The organism is Kitasatospora sp. NPDC087315 (assembly GCF_044744345.1).
Classification (GTDB): Bacteria; Actinomycetota; Actinomycetes; order Streptomycetales; family Streptomycetaceae; genus Kitasatospora.
In genome coordinates this window covers 81,741-106,062 of sequence record NZ_JBIUYD010000016.1, presented here as the reverse complement: position 1 = coordinate 106,062, position 24,322 = coordinate 81,741, and the positions used below count along the sequence as shown (strand labels likewise).

The following is a 24,322-nucleotide window of genomic DNA, read 5'->3' as shown; positions in this document are numbered from 1 at the left end:
AGGACGGCGAAGCCTTCGGCTGTCGGGCTGGTCAAACCCGGGCGGGAGACCCCTCATGGCGGAGTTCCGGGGAGAGGATCGCGTAGCGCTCGTTGCGGACGAGGGCCACGCACAGGACGGTGAACATCGTGAGGGTGGCGACACTGGCCGCGACCATGAACGGTGTGAACGGCACGAGCAGCACGGTGCTGATGAGTTCGGCTCCGATCAGGACGAAGAGTACGGCCCTGATCGTGAAAGGCGCGAGCTTGGTGCATATCCACGCCCCCAGCGGAGCGCCGACGGCGACCACCGGCGCCGCCGCCGTCCAGTACCCGACGACGGGGCCTGTGAAGTCATCGAGCAGGATCACGTGGGTGAGGAACGCCGCGACGGAAACGATCGTCATCATGACCACGGTCGTCGGGGTGGCGACCTTCTCGGACACCCTGAAGAGCAGGACCAGCAGGAGGAACATGACGCAGTTCTCCCCGACTCCCGCCACGCCGCTGACAATCCCGCCAGCGAAGCCCGCCGCCAGGACAAGGCCCTTCTCACGTTGGCTCCAGGCGGGGATCTTCGCGTTGCGGCGGTATCCGCGCTGACCGAGCTGGACGACCAGGGCAAGAGCGAGGGCCACCAGCAGCATGGTGAACAGCGCCCGTACGACGGGGAGTGGTACGTGCGGAGCGAGCAGCGTCGCGCTCAGCGCGACACCGACCACCCCGGAAGCAGAACCGTAGAGCACCACTTTCCGCTCGATCGGAATCCGGTTCAACAGGATCGACAGCGAAGCGGCCGACATACCGATCGACTGGATGGCGAAGGTGAATATCCTGGCCCGGTCCGGGGGAACGACCAGGACCTTGGTCAGGACGGGGAAGGCGATGGCACCCCCGCCCTCACTCGTCCCGCCGCCCACGAGGGAGCCGAAGACCATCGTCAACGCCACTCGCCAGTTCTCCGCGAGCACGGTGAAGTACTCCGTGCCCCAGACCAGGGCCCAGACCAGCCAGACCACACCGGCAAGGGCGGCGTTGACCACCAGCACACGAGGCACCTTCAAGCGGCCAGTCACGGAGGCATCCCTCTCACGAGAATCACGATCACGACATCCCGCCGCACCGTAGCGTGAAAGACGGGCCTGCCGGACGGTGCGGGCTTCAAGTCAGCACGATGGAAGAACTTCTCCTTCCGGTGTGGTCGATGGTTGCGTTGAGCGCGCCGCCGCCCGCTCCGCTGGCGGATGCGGCCGGCCCCCACCTCTACCCGGCCACCGGCCAGGCCCTGAGGGCGGTGGATCCGATGTGACGGGTCATTGGTGGCCGGCTCCGGCGGTGAGCAGCCGCCGGGCCTCGGTCAGGGCGGAGTCCTTCAGCCCGGCCAGCTCCTCCTTCGTGAAGACCGGGGTCCGGACGTCCGGCGGGATGCCCGGTCCGTCGAAGGTGGTGCCGGCCGGGGTGAGGAACTCCTCGTTCGGCAGGAGCAGTACGAGGTCCGAGGAGAGCCGTCGGGCCAGGGCGTCCGAGAAGACTCCCTGGGTGTTCTCGCCGATCCGGGTGATGTGCGGGCTGCGGCCCATCATCGCCTGGGTGAAGGTCTCGCCCGCACTCACCGTGGAGCCCGAGGTGAGCAGGGCCACGGGCCCGGTGAAGCGGGTCGCCCCGGGGGCGGGGCGGACGGTGACCGACTGGGGCCGGGTGAAGGCGGCCGGGTCGGCCGGGTCGTTGCGAGCCACCTTCCGGTAGGCCAGGTACGGCCGGTCGGTGAACCGGGAGGCGAGCCGGACGGCCAGCGCGTCCGAGCCGCCGGCGTTCACCCGGGCGTCGATCACCACCCCGCGCAGGGGCGTGGCGCGGGGCCGGTCGAGCAGGGCGCCGACGGCCTTGTCGAGTTCGGCCTCCTGGTCCTGCTGGCCGCCCTGGTCGACGTAGTCGCCGAACGCGCTCACCCGCAGGTAGCCGAGGCCGTCCGGGAGTTCGCCGACACCGAGGAGGCCGTTCCCGAACGGCTGCTCGGGGACGGCCAGCTGGGCGCTGATCGGCGGCAGGACGGTGGTCAGCAGCTGCGCGGTCGGCGCCACGGTGCCGTCCCGCATCTCCCTGAAGAAGGTGGTGTACCCGCCGCCGGGATTCGCACGGAGCAGGGCGACGTGCGAGTCCTGGAGCGGTTTGACCATGGCGATGATCGTGTCCACCAGGTTCTCCGCGGTGACCGTCGGCCGGTACGCCGCCCGCTCGGCGTGCCAGTCGACGCCCTTGACGGCGAAGAAGGGGTAGTTCTCCTCGAAGCTGTCCCAGAACCTGTCGAACACCGCGACGGGATCGTCCGAGACCGGCAGCGCGCACCGCGCCGGCAGCCCGCCGGGCAGCCGTTCCAGCGTACGGGTGCCGGTGCCCGGGTCCTTGGCGTACACGGCCCGGTGGCGTCCGTGCGGGGTGACGGTCAGCTGGGCGAAGGGCTCCCCGGGGGTGCCGTAGCGGACGGCGCCGCCGGGCAGGGGCGCGCCGAACTGTTCGGCGGAGGTCACGCCGGGGGTGCAACTGTTCCTGGTGACGTCGTAGGTGGTGAGGGCGGTCCCGTGGATCTCGACGATCGTGCCGTACCCGTCCGCCCGCCAGACGCCCTCCAGCCGGTTGGCGCCCGGCCGCTTCGCGCCGTCCCCCTCCGGTGCGGCGCCGACCGCCCCGGCCGCGCCGACCGTTCCCGCCGTGAGCACGAGCGCGACCGCCGTGATGCCCGCCGCCCGGGCCATCGACTTCCTGTGTCCGATACCCATGCCGTGCCTGTGCCCTCCAGGTCCGGGACTTCCCCCGCGGAACCCCTCCGCCGCCCACGGGTCGACGGTACGGACCGGTCCGGCCGCCACGCGTCAGCCTGTGGAGCGGTCCGGACCCCGACCAGGGAGGTACACCGGTGCGCTCCCGGCTCCGCCCTGCGGCGTACCCGCCCCCGGAACGGCGTCAGGGTCACCGGTTCGGTGTCCAACTCCCTTGCGCTCAGGCCGCCATGGCCGATCAGCTCCAGCGGCTGCTGCGCTCTGGCGCGGTGTCGGACAAGGCGATTCGGGCGCTCGGCGACCTCGCCCTGCACGGCCTGGTCGCCTCGGACGGTGAGGCCACGCTGGTCATGCCCTGGGACGAGCCCCGGGACGGCGACCCCGAGGCCGTGCCGGCGGCGTGAGGCGGTTGCTTCCACAGGGGGCTGAACCGGCGCCTGGACAGGGGGCTGCGCGGTTGCCCCGAGGGGTGCACCGAGAGTTGCGGCCCCCTTCCATGGGATCGCCCGTTCTAGCAGGTCAGACTGTGCGGGCAAGCCTCTCACGCGCGCCAGCACCTCTTTCCGCGCGATGGCCGTGGGCAGAGGATCCGCTCCGCCGGCCGACGGCGCCGGGCTCGGCGGAGCGCCGACCGGTTCGCATGTCCCAGGGAAGTCCAGTGCTGTCACACATCCTTGACGGAACGTCAGCTGCGCGGGGCGGTGGTGCAAGAACACGCAACCGACCCGACATGGGAAATCGTCATGACGCTACGGTTTGTCGGGATCGACCCCGACACCCAGGGCGGCGGTTCGCCGACGGTCTGGGTGGACGACGAGAAGAAGAGGCTGAAGACCGGACTGGGGCTGGTCTCGTGTGCGGGGATGGGTGCTGGTTCCGGTGGTGTCGCCGGTTAGGGATCCGCAGCGTTGACCTGGGTGTTTGTGCGGTCGGTTGAGAAGCGCCGGGTGGCATGAGAAGTGGTGAGGTTTTCCGCAGTCGCAGTGAGAGGGCACGCAGGCGGTTACGGCGCTCGGACATGCCGACACCCTGCCCGCTCGCCCGCTCTTCATGGCCGTCCTACGCCCGCGACATCCTGCTAGCATCCGGCGCCATCGCACCCAGGGGAGAGGTGCCACATGACGGGGAGGGGCATGGACCCCGCACTCATCACCGGAATCGCGTCGGTGCTGTCGGCCGGCGTCGCATCCGCCGGAACGTACTTCACCATGCGGGGGAATCGGCGACACGACAAAGCCGAGCAGGACGCGAAGATCCGCGACAGGCGGGAACCGGTCTACAAGGAAGCCGAGACGCTCGCCACCGCGTTTGAGAGCATCGCCGTGCTTCTCGTCGAAGTCACACCGCGGGAGCGGGGTGCCGTGCGGAGAGAACTCGGCGACAACCGGCTGCGCATGCTCCGCTACCACCGCACGCTCGCCCTGACCGGGCCAGTGGGGATCACCTACATGTGGCAACTCATCGAGGGTCGCGCCAACAACCTGGTGCACGCACTGGACCAGCTCGGATACAGCGACCCGGACCACGAGCCGACGGATGAGGAGGAGAAGCGGGCAGCCGAGGAGCTGGCCGTCTTCGCCAAGCACATCGCCCCGCCGTTCGGCATCATGGGCGCGCTGCTGGACGATCCGCGGCTGATGGGCAGGCTCGACATCCAGCACCGAGTCGACGAAGAGGGCGAGAGCCTCAGCGTGATCGTTCCCCGGGCCGAGCGCCGTCTGTGGTGGCTGGGCCGGCGCTCTGCCGACAGGTATGAGGCTCTGGGGCGGCCGGCGTCGGAGAGGTCCGAGCAGTCATGCCCCGCAAATGGATCGCCTTCCCCGTGACCTCGCGACGAACTCCCGCAGCGGACTCGACGAGCTGCTGCGGGAGTCGGCGTCGTCGCCTCGCTGGCGTCCCGCAGGTGGTGGCCACGGCTGGGCTGACGCGGTCCGCGCCGCCCGGCCGCCGCGGCGAACCGGCCCTGGGCCCCGGTCCGGCGCCGAAGTGCGCATCCCGCAGGGCCGGGCCCTGGAGACTCTGAAGCGCCAGGCATCGTCCCCGCCACGCACGGTGCGGGCCGGTCCTGGGTGGCGGTGCGCCGGAGCATCCGAACCAACGACCCGCGGAGTACGGGTCTAGGGAGTGCTCTTCCCGGGGCGGGCCTTGCTCATCTTCGCTGCCCTGGCCCGCGCCCAGCGCAGCAGCAGGACCGCAACCACCAGGGCCATCAGGGCGGCCTTGCCGACCGGCACGGTCGCCCCGCCGCGCAGCGCCGAGGAGAACATCGGCGTCAGCGCCGCCACGCCCACGGCAGGCCCGGCCGCGTACCAGGCGGCGAACAGCAGCGGGCCTGTCCCGCCGCCCGCGCCCTGGGCCGGGGAGAACATCAGGTCCTTGCGCAGTATCCCGCGGCAGGCGTTCACCAGCCCCGCCGCGACCAGTGCCGGCGCGGCGGCCGGTGCGAGCCAGGCCGCCGGGCCCGTGCCCGCTGCCAGCAGCGCCCCGGTGCAGGCCAGCCCCAGCAGGACCCCGGCCAGCGTCGGAACGATCGCATGACGCAGCATCAGAGCGGCGAACGGGTACGGCGACCAGGAGGCCCGCCGGACATCGTCCGTCTCGATCCGGGCCGGCTCCAGCAACTGCGCGACGGCCAGGTAGCCGAACACCAGCGCGACGGCGGTGGCCAGCCAGGACAGCCCGCCCGTGGCGCCGTGCGCGAGGACGGCGCAGAGCAGTGCGGGCACCGTCAGCACCACCGCGCGACCCAGCCGGGCGGGGGAGCGGAGCAGGGCGAGGGTGTCTCGCCACGGCACCACCAGCCAGGCTCGCCGGGGCGCCGGCAGCCGGAGCCGGCGTTGCCGGGCGCTGCCGCTGGCGCCGTTCACCGCCAGCCGCGCGCTGCGCAGCTCGACCGTCCGGAGCGCGGCCAGCACCCCGGCGGCCGTCCTGGCCCGTTCCCGCAGCCGGGCCAGTGGCACCGTCGCGGCGGCCCGGTCGGCGAGCACCAGGGCAGCACCGGTCGACACCAGCAGGAGTGCGGCGGCCACCCAGCTGCCCGCCACGGCGGCCGGGGTCGGCGCCAGTGCGGCGATCGCGGCCCAGCCCCACGGCCCCGACCACATTTCGACCAGCTCCAGCCAGTGCACCGGGTGACCGGCGACGGCCAGCGCGCTCTGCCCCGCCAGCGCGATGATCAACAGTGTCAGATACGGAGTGAGCCGGCGCACCCAGCGGGCGGCGCGGTCGCTGCGCTCCACCACCAGCGCGGCGCAGGTGGCCAGAAGCGGCACGCAGAGCCCCCCGGGCAGGCACCAGCCGAGCGCGGCCGGCAGGCCGACCCGAACGGTCAGCCCGAGCGCGACCATGCCGCCGGCCGCCGCCACCAGACCGGGGAACGCGGCCACGGCGCAGGACAGCCAGAACCACGGCCGGAGCACCGGGCGGGGCCGGACGGGGTGGACCAGCAGCCAGTCGGCCGCCGCCCGGGGCGGCACCACCGGGCCGCGCCACAGGCCGTCCCGGACCAGCAGGAGGAAGGTGACCAGCCCGATCGCGGTGATACCGGCGGGTATCGCGGCGAGCAGATCGCCGCCGTGGCCGGTGTAGTCGGCGCCCATGGATGCCTGCAGGAACAGGCCGAGGCTGGGCACGCCGCCCCAGATGATCAGGATGAGTACCACGCAGTAGACGGCGAAGCCGACCGACTTGGCGCGGTTGCGCCGGTGGGGGGCACGCAGAGCGCGTAGCAGGGCGAGTGTCTCGTCGGTCCAGTCGTCGTCGTCCGTCCAGGCCTCGACGGCGGGCTCGGCTTCCGGGTGAGCGGTGGTCACCGGGCACCCGCCGGGTCCGCGGCGGTGCGGGCCGCGAAATCCGCCGCCAGTACCTTGCGGGTCGCGCCCTGCTTCAGGATCCTGCCGTCCTCCAGTACCACCACCCGGTCGGCCACGTCCAGGGCGAGGTCGGTATGGTGGGTTACCAGCAACACCGCGACGCCGTCGGCCAGTTCGGCCTTGAGCAGATCGGCGAGGTGTCGGCGGGCGTCCGGGTCGAGCCGCTGCTCGGGCTCGTCCAGCAGCAGCAGATCGCGCGGGCGGACCAGCGCGCAGGCCAGCAGCAGGGACTGCATCTGTCCGGAGGAGAGGGCCGAGGGCAGCGCGTCGGCCCGTTCGGTGAGCATCCGGTCGGCCAGCACCTGGGAGACCCAGCCGGGCGCATCGGCGACCCCGTGCGCGACCGCGACCAGAAGCAGGTGCTCACGGACGGTCAGGTCGGGGTAGCAGGCGACGGTGTCGCCGACCACCGCCACCCGGGCCCGGACCCGGGGGTCGTTCTCGTCCATCGGGATGCCGTCGAAGAACACGGTGCCCTTGCTGGGTACGTCGCGTCCGGCCGCGACCCTGAGCAGGGTCGACTTGCCCGATCCGTTGTGTCCGAGCAGCGCCACGCACTCCCCGGCGGCCAGCGACAGGCTCACGGGGTGCAGCACCTCCCGCTCGCCGTACGAGCGGCTGACGCCGGTCAGCCGCAGCAGGGGCTCGCGGGCTGCGGCACGTGGTTCGGCGGCGTTCTTGGCCATGGGGGAGGGCGCCTCTCAACGGGGTGTCCGGCCACAGTACCGATCCGTCGGCGGCCACCCGGGCGAGGGTGGCGCCGGCCTGGATTCGGGAAGAACGTCGCGCGCCCGGCCTGGGAGGGGGCAGCGGAGCGTGGGGGCCGTCGGCGGTCCGCCGGGGTGCGGACAGGGCTGCCCACCACGCGATGCTCGGCACCGCCCACCTGCACAGCCTGTCCATCACTGGCTGAAGATCATGACGAGGCGGCCTTCAGGTGCCCGGAGGATCCGAGTACCACTCAGGGCCTGTCAAACGTCCACGAGTTGCCGTACCCGCCCAGCCAAAGGGTGTGCTTCCCGTCCTTCGCGACCCGGCTCGACAGCGCGAGGTGACACCTCTTGGGCTGCGCGAACCCGATCACCACCAGGTGCCCGGCATCCGTTTCGTAGGTGGCTTCCCAGGTACCGTCCGCCACTTCCCACAGGTCGTCCGTCGCCGGGGATTCCACGGAATCACGACAGGCGGAGGCCGGTATCACCGACAGGCCGAGCCGGCCGCCCTCCAGCAGGGCCAACCTGGCTCCGGCTGTCCCCTCGGCCGTCCATTGTCCGACCGGACTCGGCGGCGGGGCGGTGGTCACGCAGGACCGGAGCACGAAGAGGGCGGAGAACGCCAAAACGAACGCCAACACGACGGCCGGAACGGCCAACTGTGTGGATCTTGTCATGCCGGGACGGTAGCAGCGCAGGCCACCGGCGCCCGGGCTGCGCTTGCAGGAGGAGCCCCGCCGGAGGCGTCCGCAGGCCAGGGGCGCGGGAGCTGCGGCAGGTGGATCAAGGAGATCTCGTCGATGAAGCTGCCGGCGATCTGCGGGGGCTTGTCGACCGAGACATGGCGGAGGCCGGAGAGGGAGATCACGACGTCCGGTTTCCACGGTCCCTTCCTGAAGGTGATCTCCAGGAAGTCCTCCCCGGTGAAGACGTCGCCGACCACCAGCCGCTGTCCGCCACCCCCGCCCACGCCATCACCCTGCCGCGCCTGGCCCTCGCGCAGCACCTCGCGCCGTAACACCTCACGCCGTAGCGGCGGCGCCCGCCGCCGGGCCGACACGGACCTGCGGGCCCGGGAGGAGGCCGAGCAGGAGCGGAACGCCGAAGCTGAGGCCGCGGCCGCCGAGGCGAAGTGCGGCAGTTCCTGGTGGCGTCACTCCTGGGCCACGGGTTGCCGGACGCGCCGTCAGCGGTTCCGGCAGGTGGGGCAGGTGGCGTGGTGGCTCCGGTGCAGGGCGCGCAGGCGGGCGGTGCGCCGGGCCAGGCGCACGACCGAGCGCCGGGTGAAGGCGCAGGTCACCATGCCCGTCAGGACGACGTCCTCCCCGTCGTACAGGACAAGGGTGGCCGTGCCGGTGGGGATCGGGCTCCCGCCGCCTGCCGTTCCCTTCGTGACCATGCGTACCTGACACCAGGGCACGGGTTTGCTGCGCTCCAGGCCGCGATGCAGGACGCCCTGCGCGTCCGCCCGGACGCCCAGGCGCACGCTGCGGCAGACGCCGGCCGCGCTCACCAGGGTGATCACGATGTACAGCACCACGCCGAACGGATCCCGGACGAAAACCGCGAGCCCGCCCACCCCGATGAGGAGGAAGACCCCGATCGGCGTGGTCAGGACAGGCTGGTGGCGGAGGCGCGGCGGTTCGTCTGCGCCGCGTTGGGCGTGACGGAGGAACAGGCGGCGTTGGACGCGCCGGAGGTGGACGTCCACACCGACGGATGGCTGCTGCGGTTCGCCGAGGGAGGTCTGCCGCTCTGCGAGCCGTACGGGGTCGGGGTGGTGTTCGAGGGGCTGCGGCCGGTGCGGGTGGAGGGCCTGAGCGAGGTGGAGGAGATCGAGGACTGATCGGTCCGGGCCTGCGGGGTCCCGGCCCTGACAGCGCATCTGAGGGGCGTACCCAGATGATCCCACGTCAATCCCCGGCGTCCGCTTTGCGATGAACAATACGTATTCGAACCAGCGTAGCGATCAAGCCAGTGTGTGCACATTCGGACAATCAAAAAAGAGGGTCGGAATTTCGTCCGTGCACAACTAGGCTCCTCGCGGTGCCGGGACAACTGTCCCGCCACGAAGGGGCCCTGACGGGCCCGGGGGAAAACGTGAGGGGTTATGTCCTACGCGACAAATCGGACAGGATCGCCGCAGGGGCGGCGGATCCGCAAGAAGCTCTCTGCTCTGATCGCACTCACTCTGGCCGCCACCGTGGCCGGCACGACCGTCGCCCACGCCCTGCCGTCCGAGGCCGGGCCGGCACCGCTGCCCGCGGACACCCGCGGCAAGGTCGTCGAGGCCTGGGAGCTTGGCGGCCTCTCGACCAAGGACGCCGCCGCGAAGGCGCTGCTCGGCACCGACGCGGACCTCACCAAGTTCCTCGGTGAGACCCTCGCCCGGGTCTCCGCCGAGGACGAGCGCTTCGCCGTCCTGAAGATGCTCAGCGACACCGGTGTCGGCGTCCGCGACGCCGCCATCAAGGCGCTGAACGGCACCGACGCCGACGTCCACGCGTTCGTCACGTCGGGCTGGCAGAACCCGATGAACGACGACCGCCGGGCGGCCGTCTTCTACGTGCTGAACAACAGCGAGGCGGGTGTCCAGTCGGCCGCCGCCAAGGCGCTGAACGACGGCACCCAGAAGGCGCTGGAAGACTTCCTGACCACGGGCCAGGCCAAGGCGCAGGAGGAGGACGACCGGTTCGCCGTCTTCGCCGCGCTCGGCCAGAACCCCGGGCCCGAGTTCACCAAGCAGGCCCAGCGGGCGCTCGCCGGGACGGCCCAGGATGTCCGCGCGTTCCTGGAGAACGGCCAGTACCTGGCCCGGACCCGGGACCAGGAGACGCTCTCGATCACCCAGCTCGCCCAGGCGGCCAAGGAGGCCGGCCAGCGTGCCAAGACCGAGACCGAGAACGCCAAGCAGGCCGGCGCCCGTGCCGAGGACGCCGCGGCCACGGCCAAGAAGGCGGCGCTGAGCGCCGCGGACGAGGCCTCCAAGGCCAAGGACGACGTCAACAAGGCGGGCGAGGCGGCCAACAAGGCCGCGCAGGCCGCCGAAGGCGCGGCCGCCGCCGCGGAGACGGCGATCTCCGCCTCGAACGCCGCCGTCGCCGCCGCGCGCACGGCCGCCTCGGCCGCTCAGTCGGCCGCCTCGGCCGCGGCCGCGGCCGAGCAGGCCGCCTCCAGGGCCTACCGCGCCGCCGCCTCGGCCGCGGGCAACCGGAACGAGGCCGACTCCGCCCGCGACGCCGCCCGGGGCGCCCGCGACGCCGCCAAGGGCGCCCGGGACGCCGCCAGCGCCGCCTCCGCGGCGGCCACCGCGAGCGCCGACGCGGGGCGCTCCGGTGCCGCCGCCGCCCGGGCCGCGAACGACGCCGCCAGCGCCGCCGAGGCGAGCGCCCAGGCCGGCAACTCGGCCGGCGCCGCCACCGCTCAGGCGGCCCGGGCCCGGGAGGCGGCCGGCAAGGCGCGTTCCGCGGCGAACCTGGCCACCGCGGCCTCGGGCCGCGCCGAGAGCCTCGCCACCGCGGCCGCCGCGCACGCCGCCGAGGCGAACAAGAAGGCCAACAGCGCCGCCGACCACGCCGACAAGGCGGCGGCAGCCGCCGAGCAGGCCGCCGCGGCGGCCGGCCAGTCGCAGGACTGGGCCAACGTGGCGACCGCCCACGCCAACGCCGCGATCGAGGCCGCGACCGCCGCGAACAGCGCGGTCACCGAGGCCCAGAGCACCGAGCAGCTGGCCCGTGAGGCCGAGGACGCCAAGCTGGAGGCCGACAAGCAGCAGGGGCTCAAGGAGGCCGCCGCCCTCGCCAAGGCGGAGGCAGCGGACCAGGCCAAGCTGACCAGCGACCAGACCTCGGCCGCCGCGCTCGACGCGGCCACCAAGGACCTGGTGCAGAAGGCCGCCGCCTCCGGCACCGACACGAAGACCGCGGCGGGCTTCGGCCGCAAGGCCGCCGTCAACCTGCTGGACACCGCGGGTTACTGGACCCGCGACGCCGCCCGCGCGGCGCTCGCCGACAACGACGACGGCGTGGTCGCCTGGGCGAAGAAGGAGTACCAGGACAGCCTCCGGCTGGACGACCGCGACAAGGTCGCCTACATGTCCACCATCGGCACCTCCACGCTCGCGGGGGCCGCCCAGCGGACACTGGAGAGCACGGACCCGACCGCCGTCCCGAAGTTCCTCTCCGGTGGCGCGCTGGACGTCCAGGCCGACGACCTCCGGTACACCATCTTCACCATGCTCAACGGAGCCGGGACCGCGGTCCAGCGGGACGGCGCCGCCGCACTGAGCAACGGCAGCGCCAAGGCGATGTCCGACTTCGTCCACACCGGCTACCAGCGCGCCGTGGCCGAGGACGACCGGGTGGCGATCTTCACCCTCCTGGGCAGCCAGGCCGGTCCCAACCTCAAGGCGGCGGCCGAGATCGCGCTCGCCGGGCCGGCCTGGATGCAGCACGACTTCGTGACCACCGTCCAGTACAAGGCGGCCGTGCTCGACTCGGACACCGACACCCACGTGTCCTCGGTCCTCGCGCTGATCGCCAACGCGGCGAAGGACGCGGTCACCGCCACCGAGAACGCCCAGCTGGCGTACCAGGTCGCGGCCAACGCCCGCAGTGCCTCCGCGGAGGCCAACGAGTGGGCGGACAAGGCCCAGGCATCGGCCCAGCAGGCCAAGGGCTACGCGGACGACGCGAAGGCCAAGGCCACGGCGGCGGACGCCTCGGCGAACGCCGCGGCCGCCTCCGCCCAGCAGGCCAAGTCCGCCGCCGCGACCGCGCAGAAGGCGAACCGCGCGGCCAACTACTCGCTCAACCAGGCGGTCGCCTCCGCCGACAAGGCCACCGCCTCGGCGGCCGGCGCCCGTGCCTCGGCCGCCAGCGCGGCGGCCTCGGCGACGGCTGCCGGCAAGAGCGCCTCCGAGGCCTCCGCGGCCGCCCGGGAGGCACGCACCATCGCGGCGGACAAGCGGGCCCAGGAGCAGGCGGCGGCCGCCGCCGCGGCGGCTCAGGCGGCCCGGGCCGCCGAGGCCGCGAACGTCAACCCGTCCAACAACCCGGCCAACGACAAGGTCAACGACACGGCGTCCGCCACCCCGCCCGGGGGCTCCGGCGGAAACGGTGGGAACGGTGGAACGGGCGGCGGCGACGGCAAGGAGGGCGTCCGCAACTTCGCCACGGAGATGGGGCACTACAGCACCGTCTGGGCGATGGCTGCGGTCGCTTCGCTCGTCCTTCCGCCGCCCCTCGGGGAGATCGGGTTCACCGTCTTCGGGGCCTTCTCCCTCGGCGCCGGTCTGCTCAGCGCCGGCGGGTTCCTCCTCTCCGACGGCTGGAACAGCAAGGCGTTCCTCGACGCGGCGACCAGCGCCGCCGTCGGCTGGGTCGGAGGCCCCTTCGGCAAGGCCTTCGGCAAGGTCGCCGCACCGGCCGTGAAGACCAGCATCAAGGGCGCCAAGGCAGTCGGCAAGAAGATCATCGAGGGTGGGGCCAACGCGGCCTCCGGCATCATCGGCCTCTTCACCTGGTGATCTCCTGAACCGTCCGGCGGTCTAGGCTGCCGGAGAGCGGTGAGTCAATCCGAACGGGACCGTGGGGCCGCGTCCGACGCGGCCCCACGGTCGACAAGGGGGGGACATGTACGAACTCGACCTCAGCACGACCTCCTGGTGGCTGATCGCGGTCCTGTGCGCGGCCGTCAACCTCGCGCTGCTGGTGCCTTCGATGCCGACGCGCGCGACCCGGATCCGCGTTTCGTTCATGCCGGTGGTCATCGCGACGTTCGCCTTCGTCGCCTCGGTCGCCAAGCCCGACTACTCGACCCAACTGTTGCTCTCGATGTACTCGATCGCCTGCCTGCTGGTTCCCGGGAGCCTGCTCGGGTTCCGCAGGAAGATGGCGCGGATGGTCCTGGAACGCCCCGAGGACGGCAGCCTGCCGCCGGAGCACTACGGCCTCGCCCAGGAAGCCATGATCCGTTTCACCGTCGCGGCGGTCGCGATGGGCGGCCTCATGTACCTGTTCAAGCCGTAACCGCCCGGCAAGGGGCCGTTCGGAATATCACCCCGCCCATAGAGTTCGTACACGTACCTGCGGTTCGACAATTCTCCTCTCGGCCGGCTGAACGATCTTCCGGAACATCATCCGTTCGTGATAGCAATGCTTCCGGTAACGGCCGCCGAGCCATTCACGCAGATGCCGTGAACCACCGAAACCGAAACTTTCCAGGGGGGATTCCCATGCGCTCCATTCCCAAGCTGCTCGTCGCCGGTGCGGTCGCCGGCTCCGTCGCGCTCACCGGTGTCGCGGTCGCCAACGCGGCGACCGGCGTTCCGGCCGGCTCCGCGGTCGTCACCGCCGACGACACCCCGCCGCCGGCCGTCGAGGACTTCGTCTACCCGGACGCCGACAAGATCTTCACGGACCGCGGCATCAGGCTCATCACCGGGGACGGCCACATGGTCCTCGTCGACTGCCCCAGCCCCGGCACCACCAAGCCGGGGGTTCTGCTGATCGACACCCGCGGCATGACCGACCGGGACACGATCGGCCACGGCAAGTTCTGCTTCCAGATCACCGGGAACAGCGCCTCCATCAAGCTGGAGCTGCCGAACGTCTACGGCATCACAACCCCCGACTACGCGGTGACGGCCCACATGGTCACCGGCACCGGTGACCAGACCGAGGAGAAGACCTTCGCGCTGCAGCGGAACAAGCCGAACCCGGTCGGCGAGGCCACCGACCCGCAGCGCCGCCCGTACACGCTGCTGGACCTCACCGCCGTCAAGTGACGCCCCCGGGCCCCGCCGCGCGACCGCGGCGGGCCCGCGCCGTCCTGCCCCGACATCAGTTCCGGCCCTGCCCTGACACCGGGAGACACCTCGTGCTTCGCACCCGTTCACGCACCGCGTGGATGACCGGCCTGCTCGCCTCGGCCGCCGTCGTCGGCGGAATGCTCACCGGCGGAACGGCCAACGCCGTCGTCGGCGACACCGTGCCCACCAACTTCCACACGTACACCACCAAGCTCGACATCGGCAACGGCCAGCGCAGCTGCACCGGTTCGCTCGTCGACCCGTACTGGGTGCTGACGGCGAGCAGCTGTTTCGCCGACAACCCGGCCCAGCCGCTGGCGCTCGCCGCCGGTGCGCCCAAGCTGAGGACCGTCGCCACCGTCGGCCGCACCGACCTGACGACCACCAGCACCGGCCACGTCACCGAGGTCACCGAGCTGGTCCCCCGGGCCGACCGCGACCTGGTGCTGGCCCGCCTCGCCAAGCCCGCCCAGGGCATCCCCACCGTCCCGCTCGGCGCCGCGCCGGTCGCCGGGGAGACCCTGACGGTCAACGGCTACGGCCGCACCAAGGACGAGTGGTCGCCGCTCGCCCTGCACAACGGCCAGTTCACCGTGCAGTCCTCGACCGCCACCACCCTCGCCGTCACCGGGAAGACCGCGGGCCGCGACAGCATCTGCAAGGGTGACGCCGGCGGCCCGGCGGTGCGGATGGTCAACGGCCGGGCGGAGATCGTCGCCGTCAACAGCACCTCCTGGCAGGGCGGCTGCTTCGGCACCACCGAGACCAGGACCGGCGCGGTGGAGACCCGGGTCGACGACCTCGCCGGCTGGCTGCTGGACACCCGGCTGCACACCGCCTCGCTGGTCAACAACCTGAGCGGCCTGTGCGCGTACGTGCCGTGGCAGACCCCCGAGTGGGGCGCGCCGGTGATCCAGATCGGCTGCGACAAGCAGTTCATCGACCAGGTCTGGGACTTCCAGAAGACCCCGGCCGGCACCTACCAGATCCGCAACACCTACTCCGGCAAGTGCCTGCTGGCCCCCCACCAGACCCCGGACAACGGCGGCCCGATCGTGCAGGCCGACTGCGACCCGCAGTACCCGGACCAGGTCTGGAAGCTGGAGAAGGTCGACGGCGGCTACCAGATCCGCAACACCTTCTCCGACCGGTGCGCGATCGCCTGGTCGGGCGACAACGCGCCCGGGTCGAAGCTGACCCAGTACGACTGCATCCCGCAGTTCGCGGACCAGGTCTGGTCGATCTGACGGACGGACGGGTCGGCGGCGTCGACGGCGGGTGACGCCGGCGGCGGATGACGAGTGACAGCGAAGGGTGTGCGGCCGCCACGGCGGCCACACACCCTTCCGTCGTTGCGCGGGAGGGGCTCTGTCTTGCACCGCGCGGGGGTTGTCGGTGGACCTGCTGTCGCGGCCGGGCGGCTGGCGGGAGACGTGCCGGCAGATGGCGGACTCCAGTCCGCAGGGCCGCAAGGCGTTGGCGGCGGCGCTGGACGAGCTGAGGGTGTGGGGGTACTGCCGAGTGGAGGACCTGGTGAAAGTACCCTCCCCGGCTGACCGTCACCAACACCTCGACGACCACTTCATCGAGCGTGTCCTGGTCGACAGCTCGAGGGAGGGCGGAGGAGTGGACGTCTTCCTCCGCTACGGACCGGGTCGTCCCGACGCGGTGATCTCGCTCACCGGCATCCTGCACTTCGCCGGGCCCTTCCTGGAGATGGATGGCGCCTTCACCGACGAGATCTCCCTGAACCTCATCGCTTCGGCACGTCCCGACTGGCCGGATGACCATCGCGCCGCCACCCCCGCTGCTTGCGCTTCCCGCCCCCACGCCGCTCCCTCCCCTTCCCTCGGCACTGCCTCTGCTGCCGCCACTCCCGCCGCTTTCACCGCCGGAGTTCCGGCTGCTCCTGGTGCTGCTTGTGCGTGCGGTGGCGGGCAGGGAGTCGCAGTCGATCAGACCGGCGCGTCCGGCGAGCTGGGCGCCCGCGGCGCCGGTGAACAGCGCGGTGGCGGTGACATCGATACCCGCGTACACGAATGTCGCCGAGATCCGCTCGGTGAGGTCTTTGAGGAAGTCGGCGGCCTCGGCGCCGGTGCTGGTGCGCGGGTTGAGGCGGTGGATCTCGTCGATCGTCACCAGCCGTACGCCGACCGTGTTGTAGGTGTGGCACACGGAGGCGGCGATCTGGGCCTGGGTCGTGCGGGCGGAGACGGGGACGCCGAGGTAGCGGGCGAACTCGAGCGGGGAGATCTGACGGGCGATGAACGTGCGCCGTGAGGTGGCGCTGGTTCGAGCGAAGAGCTGCCGGATCACCCGGGCGGCGCACGGTCGGCCGGGGTCCGGGGCGGTCCTCAGCCCAGGCGGGCGGTGGATTGGCGCTCGTGCAGCGTCGCGGGCACGATCCTCGGTGCCGCCGATCCCGACTCACCGGCCAGGCGTTCGAGCAGGAGCTCCATGGCGAGTCTGCCGGTGGCCTCGGGGGAGAGGTCGAGGGCGGTGATGCCAGGAGTGGCGAACCGGGTCTGCTCGCTGTCCGATCCCGCGGCGATGAGAAGACGACCGGGAATGTCCCAGCCGAGGGCGATCGCGGTGCGCGCGATGCTGGCGGCGTGGCGGCCGGTGCTGGCGAAGACGGCGTCCGGGGGGTTCGGGCGGGACAGCAGCAGCCCGCCGACCTCAGCGCCGGCCGTCTCCCCGCGCTTCTCGGGGACCCGCTCCAGGATCGGCTCCTGGCCGTGCTCGTGGGCCCATGACAGGTACGCCTCGACCGTGTCGTGGTTCCAGGCGTTGTCATCCGTGCCCGCGACGACGGCGACCCGGCGGGCGCCGCGTTCGAAGAGCAGGTCGAGCACGCGCCGGGTCTCGGCACGGCTGTCCGTGTCGGTCCACCAGATGTGTTCGGGCCGGGCGGGGTCACGGCCGGTGGAGACCACGGGCAGCCCCCGGTCGAGCAGCTCGGCCAGGACCGGGTCGCCGACGAACGGGTCGACGACGATACCGCCGTCCAGGTTCATGGCGGCGGGTACGGATCTGCGCGTGAGGTCGGGGACGAGCATGAGTCCGAAGCCGTGGTCGAGCGCTGCGGTCGCGGCGGCTCCGGCCAGCCGGACGAAGTAGTCCACGCCCTGCAGCGTGTAACCGATGGCGTCCAGCGGGCGGATGGCCAGCGCGATCACCCCCGTACGGCCGCCGCGCAGGCTCTGGGCGATGGGGTTGGCCTGGTAGCGCAGCTCGGCGGCGGTGCGCAGGATGCGCTCACGCGTCGCCGCCGCCACCGCGCCCTTTCCGTTGAGCACGTGCGAGACGGTGGTCGCCGACACACCGGCCGCCCGCGCTACGTCGCGGATCGTCACTCTCCCCGACGGAGCCATCACGCCTTGTCCAGCCTTTCCGGATGTTGGCAAAAAGATATCACCAAAACGATTGACCAAAACGTTTTGGTAGGTGACTCTACCAGTCTGAGTTGTCCACTCCCGCTGGATGCGAACCCTCACGTGCGCCCGTCGTGGCGCCGCCGCATGCCCCGGGGACAGGCCAGGAAGGACTGGAAGTGCGCAAGAGAGCGTTTGTCGCCGTCGCAATCGCGAGCGTGATCTCGCTGGCCGGGTGCGGAAAACCGGCGCAGTCATCGAGCGCTGACCAGAGCGCTGGCGCGGGGAAGCGCGTCGACACCCCCGCCTCCAAGGCCGACGTGGACCGGGTGACCTGGAACATGCCCTACGGCGAGCCCACCTCGCTGGACCCGCTCAAGTCCTACAACTACCCGGAGAACGAGGTCCTCTCGAACCTCTGCGAAAGCCTGATGCGGATCAACCCCGACTTCTCGATCACCCCGGGACTGGCCGAGTCGGCGGAGCACCCCACGCCCACCACCTGGGTGTACAACCTCCGCAAGGGCGTGACGTTCTGGGACGGCCAGGAGATGACGGCCGACGACGTCGTTTTCAGCCTGAAGCGCCACCTGGACCCCGCGGAGGGCTCCTTCTGGGCCGGGGACATGCTCACCGGCAACATCGCGAGCATCGAGAAGACCGGCGACCTGCAGGTCACCGTCACCCTCAAGACGCCGGACGTCGTCATCAACGACTACATGGCGACACCGCTGGGCGCCGTCACCCAGGCCGCGTTCACCCAGCAGGCCGGCGCCAAGTTCGGCACCCCGGACAAGGGCGTCATGTGCACGGGCCCCTTCGAGCTCAAGTCGTGGGAGAAGGGCTCCCGAATCAAGCTGGCGCGCAACGACGCGTACTGGAACCAGGCGCTCAAGGCGAAGGCCAAGGAGTTCGACTTCCGCTTCATCACGGACCCGGCCACCCTCACCAACGCGCTGAAGACCGGCGAGATCGACGGCTCGTACGACGTGCCGACCGACGCCGTCGACCAGCTGTCCAACGCCACCAACGGCACCCTCTACCTGGGCAAGTCCATGCAGATGGTGGCCATCATCGGCACCGGCGAGGGCCCCTTCGCCGATCCCCGGCTGCGTACCGCCCTGCTAATGGCCACCGACCGGGAGGCCATCGGGAGGACCGTCTTCGCCGGCACCGCCGCGCCCCTGCGCTCCGTGGTGCCTCCGGGCAGCTACTCCTACGCGTCCGCGGTCTACGAGGCGGCCTATGACAAGCTGCTGCCCACCACGGTCGACATCGAGGGCGCCAGGAAGCTGGTCGAGGAGGCCGGCAAGCCCAGCGGGCCGATCACCATCGCCTACCCCAGCGAGCGGACCGTCTACGAGGACCTCCTCGCCGAGGTGCAGAGCGCCGGCAAGAAGATCGGCCTGGACATCCAGCCCAAGGGCGTGCCGAGCGCGCGGTACGGCGCCTTCTTCTCCGACGCGCAGGCCCGCAAGGGCTACTCGGGCTTCATGACCACGAACTACTCCGACGTGCCCGAGCCGCTGGCCTTCCTGCGCAACCACATCGACCCCGGTTCCCCCGAGAACTACGACAAGTTCTCCGACCCCGAGATCACCGCGCTGCTGGGCCAGGCCTCCGCGGAGAGCGACGACACCAAGCGAGCCGAACTCACCGCCCAGATCGAGACGAGGTACATGGCCAAGACCCCGTGGCTGCCCATGGTCGCCCCCTCGACCCGGCTGTTCATGAACAACAAGGTCACCGGAGCACCCGCCTCCTTCGTCTACCTGTACTACCCGTGGGCCGCATCCGTGGGCTCGGCCAAGTGAGCCGGTAGCACGCGGCACCCACCAACCCCACCCGCCCACGGCCCACGCCCTCACCACGCTCCGCCGGGGGCGCGGCGGCCCACGCCCGGCCGCGCCCCCGCGAACTCCCCCCACAGGAACAGCCCATGCTCGGATTCCTCGTCCGACGCCTGCTCGGGCTGGCCGCGACCCTGATCGTCGCCAGCTTCCTCATCTTCGGTGCGCTCTACCTCGCACCGGGCAGGCCGGAGACCTTCCTCACCCAGGGGCGCTCGATCAGCCCCGAGACACTCGCCTCGATCCGCACGCAGTACCACCTCGACGACCCGCTGCCGGTGCGCTACTGGGACTGGATCACCGGAGTGGCCCGCGGCGACCTCGGCGAGTCCCTGGTGTTCCGCCAGGACGTGGCGAGCCTGCTCGCCCCGCGTGTCGGCTCCACCCTGCTGCTCACGCTGTACGCCGCCGTGCTCATCGTCGTGTTCGGCGTGCTGGTCGGCATGGTCTCCGGGCTCCGCGGCGGCCGGCTCGACACGGTGGCACTGATCGTCACCAGCACGGGCTTCGCCGTTCCCACGTTCTTCGCCGCGCTGCTGCTCATGGACCTGTTCTCCGTGCGACTCGGCTGGTTCCCCGTGTTCGGTTCCGGTGAGGGCTTGGCGGACCGGCTCTGGCACCTCACCCTGCCCGCGATCGCGCTCGCCATCCCCTCGGGCGCGGTGGTCGCCCGCATCACCCGGACCGCGATCACGGAGGAGAAGGACTCCGAGCACGTCACCACCGCGATCGGCCGCGGACTCCCGCGCTTGCTGGTGGTCCGGCGGCACGTGCTGCGCAACGCACTCCTGCCGGTGACCACGATCGTGGGCGTCAACATCGCGGCCCTGATCGCCGGCGCGACCGTGGTCGAGAAGGCCTTCGCCCTCGATGGTCTCGGCTCCGCGCTGGTCGACGCGGTCAACCAGAAGGACTTCGCCGTCGTCCAGGCCATCGCGCTCGCGCTGGTGGTCGCGTTCGGCCTGGTCAACCTGGCCGTGGACGTGCTCTACGCATGGCTGGACCCGCGGTTCAAGCTGGGAGGGAAGCGCTCATGAGCGACAGCGTCAACGCCTCGGGCACGGCCACCGCGGCCACCGCGGGAAAGGCCGCCCGACCCGCGAGCCCCACCAAGGGCCGGAACCCGATCGGACGCCTTGTCGGGCGCGTCGGGATCGCCGGCACCATAGCCGCCGCCATCATCGCCCTGCTGGCCCTCGTCGCGATCCTCGCCCCCTGGATCGCCCCCTACGACCCGCTGCAGGTCGACCTCGCCGCCACCTACCAGTCCTCCAGCGCGGAGCACCTGCTCGGCACCGACAACTCCGGCCGTGACCTGCTCTCCCGGTTGATCTGGGGCGCCCGGACCAGCCTTCTGGGCCCGTTCATCGTCGTCACGGTCACCGCAACACTCGGCACCGCACTGGCGCTGGCCGCAGCCTGGTTCGGCGGCCGCGTCGACGACCTGATCTCCCGCCTGCTCGACCTGCTGTTCGCCTTCCCCAGCCTGCTGCTGGCCATCATCGTCATCGCGCTCTACGACCGCGGGCTGCTCCAGGCGTCCCTGGCGCTCGCGGTGGGCTTCACCCCGTACACCGCACGGGTACTGCGCAGCGTGTCCCTGCGCGAACGCATGCTGCCCTACATCGCCTCCGGAGAGATCCAGGGCTTCTCGGGCTTCGTCATCTGCCTGCGGCAGATCCTGCCCAACATCACCCCCCAGATCCTCACCGGTGCCACCATCAACTTCGGATCCGCCATGATCGAACTCGCCGCGATCTCCTTCCTCGGCCTCGGCGTCCAGCCGCCCGCGGCCGACTGGGGCCTGATGGTCTCCAGCGGCCAGGCCTCCCTGGTCAAGGGCTTCCCCCAGCAGTCCCTGTACGCGGGCCTGATGATCGTCATCACCGTCGCGGCGTTCAGCGTGCTGGGCGAACGCCTCGGCGGACGCAAGGCAGGAGGCCGCGCATGAGCCCCCTGCTGCGCCTGGACGCCCTTCACGTGACACTGAACGTCGACGGCGAGCGACGCCCCGTGCTGCACGACGTCTCGCTCGACGTCGGCGCGGGCGAGGCCGTCGGCCTGGTCGGCGAGTCCGGTTCCGGCAAGTCGATGACGGTGCGCTCGATCCTGCGCGTGCTCCCCCACGGGGCCGAGACCTCGGGACGCATCGACTTCGACGGCACCGACATCCTGTCCATGCCGGCCAAGGACCTGCGGCGGCTGCGCTCCCACGAGGTCGCGGTGATCCACCAGGACCCGCGTGCCGCCATCAACCCCGTGTCGACCGTGGGCGACTTCCTGGTGGAAGCGCTGGTCGCCAACCATCAGGAAAGCCCGCGGCAGGCACGCGCCCGCGTCCAGGACATCCTGTCCGACGTCGGCATCCCCGACGCCTCGCGCCGGATGCGCCAGTACCCGCACGAACTGTCCGGCGGGCTGCTCCAACGCGTCGCGATCGCGGCCGCGATCGCCGTCCGCCCCCGGATGATCCTCGCGGACGAGCCCACCACCGCGCTGGACGTCACCACCCAGTCCGAGGTGATGGGCATCCTGGACGAGATGCGCCGGGAACACGGCCTCGCCATGCTGTTCATCACCCACGACCTGGAGCTGGCCGGTGCGGTGTGCGACCGCATCGCGGTCATGTACGCGGGCTCGATCGTCGAGGAGAGCAGGCCGCAGGCGCTCGAAGACCACCCCCGACACCCCTACAGCCGGCTCCTGCTGGACTCCCGGCCGCGCATCGACCAGGCCGCAGACCGCCTGGAAGTGATCCCGGGACGGCCGATCTCGGCCTTCGAGGTCGGTCCCGGCTGCGCCCTGGCCCCACGCTGTCCCTACGCCGAGCCGCAGTGCACGGCCACCGTCCCGGCCCTGCGGCCGGCCGGCGAGGGGCGGGTCAGGTGCCTGCGCAGCGAAGAGATCGAGCCCGTTCTGCGACGTTCCGGCACGGAGGTGCGCGATGTCTGACCACACTCCCGTCGTGGAAGCGACCGAGCTGCGCAAGGTGTTCCGCGTCCGCCGCCCCGACGGCCGGGGCTCCGCCGACTTCACCGCCGTGGACGGCGTCGGCTTCCAGGTCCGGGCCGGGGGAGCGCTCGCGATCGTGGGGGAGTCCGGCTCCGGCAAGTCCACGGTCGCCCGGATGCTGGTCGGCCTGGAGACCCCGACATCCGGCAGCATCACCGTCCTCGGCCGCTCCCGCACCGTGAAACGCGCCGGGACGGCCGAACGGCGCCGGCGCGGGCGCGAGATCCAGATGGTCTTCCAGGACCCGTACGGATCCCTCAACCGGCGCAGGTCGGTCCGCGACGCCCTGGGCGAGGTGATCGACCTGCACTTCAAGCCCTCCCGCGGCGAGCGCGAGGAGCGGATCGCCCGGCTGCTGGAGGACGTCGGCCTCGACGAACGGCAGTCCCGCGCACTGCCCTCCGCGTTGTCGGGCGGACAGCGGCAGCGGGTCGCCATCGCCCGTGCCCTGGCCGCCGAACCGAAGGTCCTGGTGCTGGACGAAGCGGTCGCCGCGCTGGACGTGTCGATCCAGGCGCAGATCCTCAACCTGCTGGCCGACATCCGCGAACGCACCGGCCTCACCTACCTGTTCATCAGCCACGATCTGTCCGTCGTACGGCAGATCAGCGAGGAGGCGATCGTCATGCGCAAGGGCCGGATCGTGGAATCCGGCCCCACCGCCCGCATCCTCGACGACCCGCAGCATCCGTACACCCGGATGCTTCGCCGATCCGTGCCCGGCCCCGGCTGGAAGCCGCGGCGAATGAGCCAGGACGAGCGCCGGGCGCTCGCCATGGAGGAGACATGGTGACCACCCCTACGGTTTTCCGGTCGGCCAAGGCCGCCCCCGGCGATCGCGGGCAGCAGTTGGGCAAGGCCTTCCCGGAACGCATCGGGCAGGCCAGCGCCTTCTACGACCAGCTCTTCGCCGCCGCGGGCGCCACGCCCGAGGACGTCACCGACTGGAGCCTTCGGGCCTTCGAGCACATCAGCACCTGGGCCCCGGAACTGGCCGAGGAGATCGACGGCATGGCACTCGGCGCGGGCCTGCCCCTGTGGCGGATCGCCGCGCTCAACGCCCGAACGGAGATCCTCGGCCGTTTCGGCCGGACGCAGCACCCGGAGTGCTCCACGGTCGTGTACGCGCCGGCCGACGGACGCCCGCCGGTCACCGCGCAGACCTGGGACTGGCACGACGGCATGCGCGACGGCTGGTTCGTCTGGACCATCGAGCACCCGGACGGCCGGGTCGTGCACGCGGTGACGGAGTTCGGCATCGTCGGCAAGATCGGTGTCAACACGGCGGGCCTGGGCCTGCACTTCAACATCCTCGGCCACACCTCCGACAAGTCGCTCGTGCCGACCGGCTCGTGGATACCGGTACACGTCCTGGCGCGACGCATACTCGACACCTGCACCAGCGTGTCCGAGGCCGTCGAACTGGCCGCCGCCACACCGGTGGCGGCCTCCAGCTCACTGACGCTCGTCGACCACGCGCAAAGGCGGAGCACCGCCGCGGCGATCGAACTCAGTCCGGCCGGCTCGGTACTGCTACGCCCACGCGAAGACGGCTTCCTGCTGCGGACCAACCACTTCGTCGACCGGGCACTGGCCGGTGGCGAGGCCATGGGAGTCGAGGACCCGAGCACGTACCGGCGGATGGACGTCCTGCGGGAGCACACGGCGACCCTCACCGGACCGGACAGGGAGGACCTCGTCAAGGCCCTCACCTGCCACGCGGACGAGGGTGCGGAGCTGTGCTGCCACGCCCAGCCGGACTCGGCGCTCGGCAAGCGCTGGGAGACGCTCGCCACCGTGTCCCTCGACATCGCCGGGGGAGGACTCGTCGCCCACGCGGGCGGACCCTGCACCTTCCACCTCGCGTCCCGGGCCGAGGTGGCCTGACGCGACACCGGGGGCGGGCCCTGCCAGGTCCCGCCCCCACCGGCG

General features: G+C 71.5%; 22 protein-coding genes and 1 pseudogene. 14 read left to right on the top strand and 9 right to left on the bottom strand.

Annotated elements, in window-relative coordinates; genetic code table 11:
* Nucleotides 1-31: 31 nt before the first annotated feature.
* Together ACIO5D_RS23320 and ACIO5D_RS23315 are read right to left on the bottom strand one after the other, a co-directional pair.
* The gene (locus ACIO5D_RS23320; protein ID WP_400797483.1) at nucleotides 32-1,057 is read right to left on the bottom strand and encodes a TSUP family transporter; all 1,026 of its coding nucleotides are present in this window, start codon (nucleotides 1,055-1,057) and stop codon (nucleotides 32-34) included.
* A 237-nt stretch (nucleotides 1,058-1,294) separates the two neighbouring features.
* Nucleotides 1,295-2,758, bottom strand: coding sequence for a S41 family peptidase (locus ACIO5D_RS23315; RefSeq protein WP_400797480.1), 1,464 nt, complete (start codon nucleotides 2,756-2,758; stop codon nucleotides 1,295-1,297).
* Between the two features lie 230 nt (nucleotides 2,759-2,988).
* Between ACIO5D_RS23315 and ACIO5D_RS23310 the strand changes: the two genes are divergently transcribed.
* The 3 genes from ACIO5D_RS23310 to ACIO5D_RS23300 all read left to right on the top strand — a co-directional run bounded on the left by ACIO5D_RS23310 (nucleotide 2,989) and on the right by ACIO5D_RS23300 (nucleotide 4,584).
* Entirely contained in the window at nucleotides 2,989-3,162 is a 174-nt protein-coding gene (locus ACIO5D_RS23310) for a hypothetical protein (protein WP_400761972.1), read from the top strand.
* A gap of 339 nt (nucleotides 3,163-3,501) precedes the next feature.
* Nucleotides 3,502-3,654: a hypothetical protein gene (locus ACIO5D_RS23305; RefSeq protein ID WP_400797605.1), complete on the top strand. Its 153-nt coding sequence runs from the start codon at nucleotides 3,502-3,504 to the stop codon at nucleotides 3,652-3,654.
* Nucleotides 3,655-3,891: 237 nt separating this feature from the next.
* On the top strand, nucleotides 3,892-4,584 hold the full coding sequence (locus tag ACIO5D_RS23300; RefSeq protein ID WP_363609748.1) for a hypothetical protein: 693 nt from the start codon (nucleotides 3,892-3,894) through the stop codon (nucleotides 4,582-4,584).
* A 291-nt stretch (nucleotides 4,585-4,875) separates the two neighbouring features.
* On the opposite strand, the gene ACIO5D_RS23295 is transcribed toward ACIO5D_RS23300, so the two are convergent.
* The 5 genes from ACIO5D_RS23295 to ACIO5D_RS23275 form a co-directional block, all read right to left on the bottom strand.
* Nucleotides 4,876-6,570 carry a hypothetical protein gene (locus ACIO5D_RS23295; RefSeq protein WP_400652434.1) on the bottom strand — a complete coding sequence of 565 codons (1,695 nt, stop codon included), beginning with the start codon at nucleotides 6,568-6,570 and terminating at the stop codon, nucleotides 4,876-4,878.
* Nucleotides 6,567-7,316 carry an ABC transporter ATP-binding protein gene (locus tag ACIO5D_RS23290; RefSeq protein ID WP_363609752.1) on the bottom strand — a complete coding sequence of 250 codons (750 nt, stop codon included), beginning with the start codon at nucleotides 7,314-7,316 and terminating at the stop codon, nucleotides 6,567-6,569. The genes ACIO5D_RS23295 and ACIO5D_RS23290 overlap by 4 nt, the downstream gene beginning before the upstream one ends.
* 275 nt (nucleotides 7,317-7,591) lie before the next feature.
* Nucleotides 7,592-8,020 (bottom strand): hypothetical protein, encoded by a 429-nt coding sequence (locus tag ACIO5D_RS23285; RefSeq protein ID WP_400797477.1) that lies wholly within the window; start codon nucleotides 8,018-8,020, stop codon nucleotides 7,592-7,594.
* Complete coding sequence (locus ACIO5D_RS23280; RefSeq protein WP_400797474.1) at nucleotides 8,017-8,349, bottom strand: hypothetical protein; 333 nt, start codon at nucleotides 8,347-8,349, stop codon at nucleotides 8,017-8,019. Before ACIO5D_RS23280 ends, ACIO5D_RS23285 begins: the two co-directional genes overlap by 4 nt.
* A gap of 180 nt (nucleotides 8,350-8,529) precedes the next feature.
* A complete protein-coding gene (locus ACIO5D_RS23275) occupies nucleotides 8,530-8,883 on the bottom strand; it encodes a hypothetical protein (RefSeq protein WP_400652425.1) in 354 nt (117 codons plus the stop codon).
* 84 nt (nucleotides 8,884-8,967) lie between these two features.
* Here ACIO5D_RS23275 and ACIO5D_RS23270 point away from each other — a divergent pair, with 84 nt between their 5' ends.
* The 5 genes from ACIO5D_RS23270 to ACIO5D_RS23250 all read left to right on the top strand — a co-directional run bounded on the left by ACIO5D_RS23270 (nucleotide 8,968) and on the right by ACIO5D_RS23250 (nucleotide 15,401).
* Nucleotides 8,968-9,189, top strand: coding sequence for a hypothetical protein (locus tag ACIO5D_RS23270; protein ID WP_400797471.1), 222 nt, complete (start codon nucleotides 8,968-8,970; stop codon nucleotides 9,187-9,189).
* A gap of 264 nt (nucleotides 9,190-9,453) precedes the next feature.
* Nucleotides 9,454-12,870, top strand: a complete 3,417-nt coding sequence (locus ACIO5D_RS23265) for an ALF repeat-containing protein (RefSeq protein WP_363609762.1) — start codon at nucleotides 9,454-9,456, stop codon at nucleotides 12,868-12,870.
* 106 nt (nucleotides 12,871-12,976) lie between these two features.
* Nucleotides 12,977-13,372 carry a hypothetical protein gene (locus ACIO5D_RS23260; RefSeq protein ID WP_363609764.1) on the top strand — a complete coding sequence of 132 codons (396 nt, stop codon included), beginning with the start codon at nucleotides 12,977-12,979 and terminating at the stop codon, nucleotides 13,370-13,372.
* Between the two features lie 206 nt (nucleotides 13,373-13,578).
* Nucleotides 13,579-14,130, top strand: coding sequence for a hypothetical protein (locus ACIO5D_RS23255; RefSeq protein WP_363609765.1), 552 nt, complete (start codon nucleotides 13,579-13,581; stop codon nucleotides 14,128-14,130).
* Nucleotides 14,131-14,222: 92 nt separating this feature from the next.
* Nucleotides 14,223-15,401, top strand: a complete 1,179-nt coding sequence (locus ACIO5D_RS23250; RefSeq protein ID WP_400761959.1) for a trypsin-like serine protease — start codon at nucleotides 14,223-14,225, stop codon at nucleotides 15,399-15,401.
* 685 nt (nucleotides 15,402-16,086) lie between these two features.
* Here the strand turns inward: ACIO5D_RS23250 and ACIO5D_RS23245 are convergent.
* Both ACIO5D_RS23245 and ACIO5D_RS23240 read right to left on the bottom strand, forming a co-directional pair.
* Nucleotides 16,087-16,395 (bottom strand): annotated as a pseudogene (locus ACIO5D_RS23245) (TniB family NTP-binding protein); the annotation flags it as partial.
* A 113-nt stretch (nucleotides 16,396-16,508) separates the two neighbouring features.
* Nucleotides 16,509-17,510, bottom strand: a complete 1,002-nt coding sequence (locus ACIO5D_RS23240) for a LacI family DNA-binding transcriptional regulator (protein ID WP_363609769.1) — start codon at nucleotides 17,508-17,510, stop codon at nucleotides 16,509-16,511.
* A 197-nt stretch (nucleotides 17,511-17,707) separates the two neighbouring features.
* Between ACIO5D_RS23240 and ACIO5D_RS23235 the strand changes: the two genes are divergently transcribed.
* From ACIO5D_RS23235 to ACIO5D_RS23210, 6 genes are all read left to right on the top strand, one after another.
* The gene (locus ACIO5D_RS23235) at nucleotides 17,708-19,342 is read left to right on the top strand and encodes an ABC transporter substrate-binding protein (RefSeq protein ID WP_400652418.1); all 1,635 of its coding nucleotides are present in this window, start codon (nucleotides 17,708-17,710) and stop codon (nucleotides 19,340-19,342) included.
* Nucleotides 19,343-19,467: 125 nt separating this feature from the next.
* Nucleotides 19,468-20,415 carry an ABC transporter permease gene (locus ACIO5D_RS23230; RefSeq protein WP_400797467.1) on the top strand — a complete coding sequence of 316 codons (948 nt, stop codon included), beginning with the start codon at nucleotides 19,468-19,470 and terminating at the stop codon, nucleotides 20,413-20,415.
* Nucleotides 20,412-21,329, top strand: coding sequence for an ABC transporter permease (locus ACIO5D_RS23225; protein ID WP_400652415.1), 918 nt, complete (start codon nucleotides 20,412-20,414; stop codon nucleotides 21,327-21,329). Before ACIO5D_RS23230 ends, ACIO5D_RS23225 begins: the two co-directional genes overlap by 4 nt.
* The gene (locus tag ACIO5D_RS23220; RefSeq protein ID WP_400797464.1) at nucleotides 21,326-22,330 is read left to right on the top strand and encodes an ABC transporter ATP-binding protein; all 1,005 of its coding nucleotides are present in this window, start codon (nucleotides 21,326-21,328) and stop codon (nucleotides 22,328-22,330) included. The genes ACIO5D_RS23225 and ACIO5D_RS23220 overlap by 4 nt, the downstream gene beginning before the upstream one ends.
* Nucleotides 22,323-23,183 carry an ABC transporter ATP-binding protein gene (locus ACIO5D_RS23215; RefSeq protein ID WP_400797461.1) on the top strand — a complete coding sequence of 287 codons (861 nt, stop codon included), beginning with the start codon at nucleotides 22,323-22,325 and terminating at the stop codon, nucleotides 23,181-23,183. The genes ACIO5D_RS23220 and ACIO5D_RS23215 overlap by 8 nt, the downstream gene beginning before the upstream one ends.
* Nucleotides 23,177-24,277 carry a C45 family peptidase gene (locus ACIO5D_RS23210; protein WP_363609779.1) on the top strand — a complete coding sequence of 367 codons (1,101 nt, stop codon included), beginning with the start codon at nucleotides 23,177-23,179 and terminating at the stop codon, nucleotides 24,275-24,277. The genes ACIO5D_RS23215 and ACIO5D_RS23210 overlap by 7 nt, the downstream gene beginning before the upstream one ends.
* Nucleotides 24,278-24,322 lie beyond the last annotated feature (45 nt).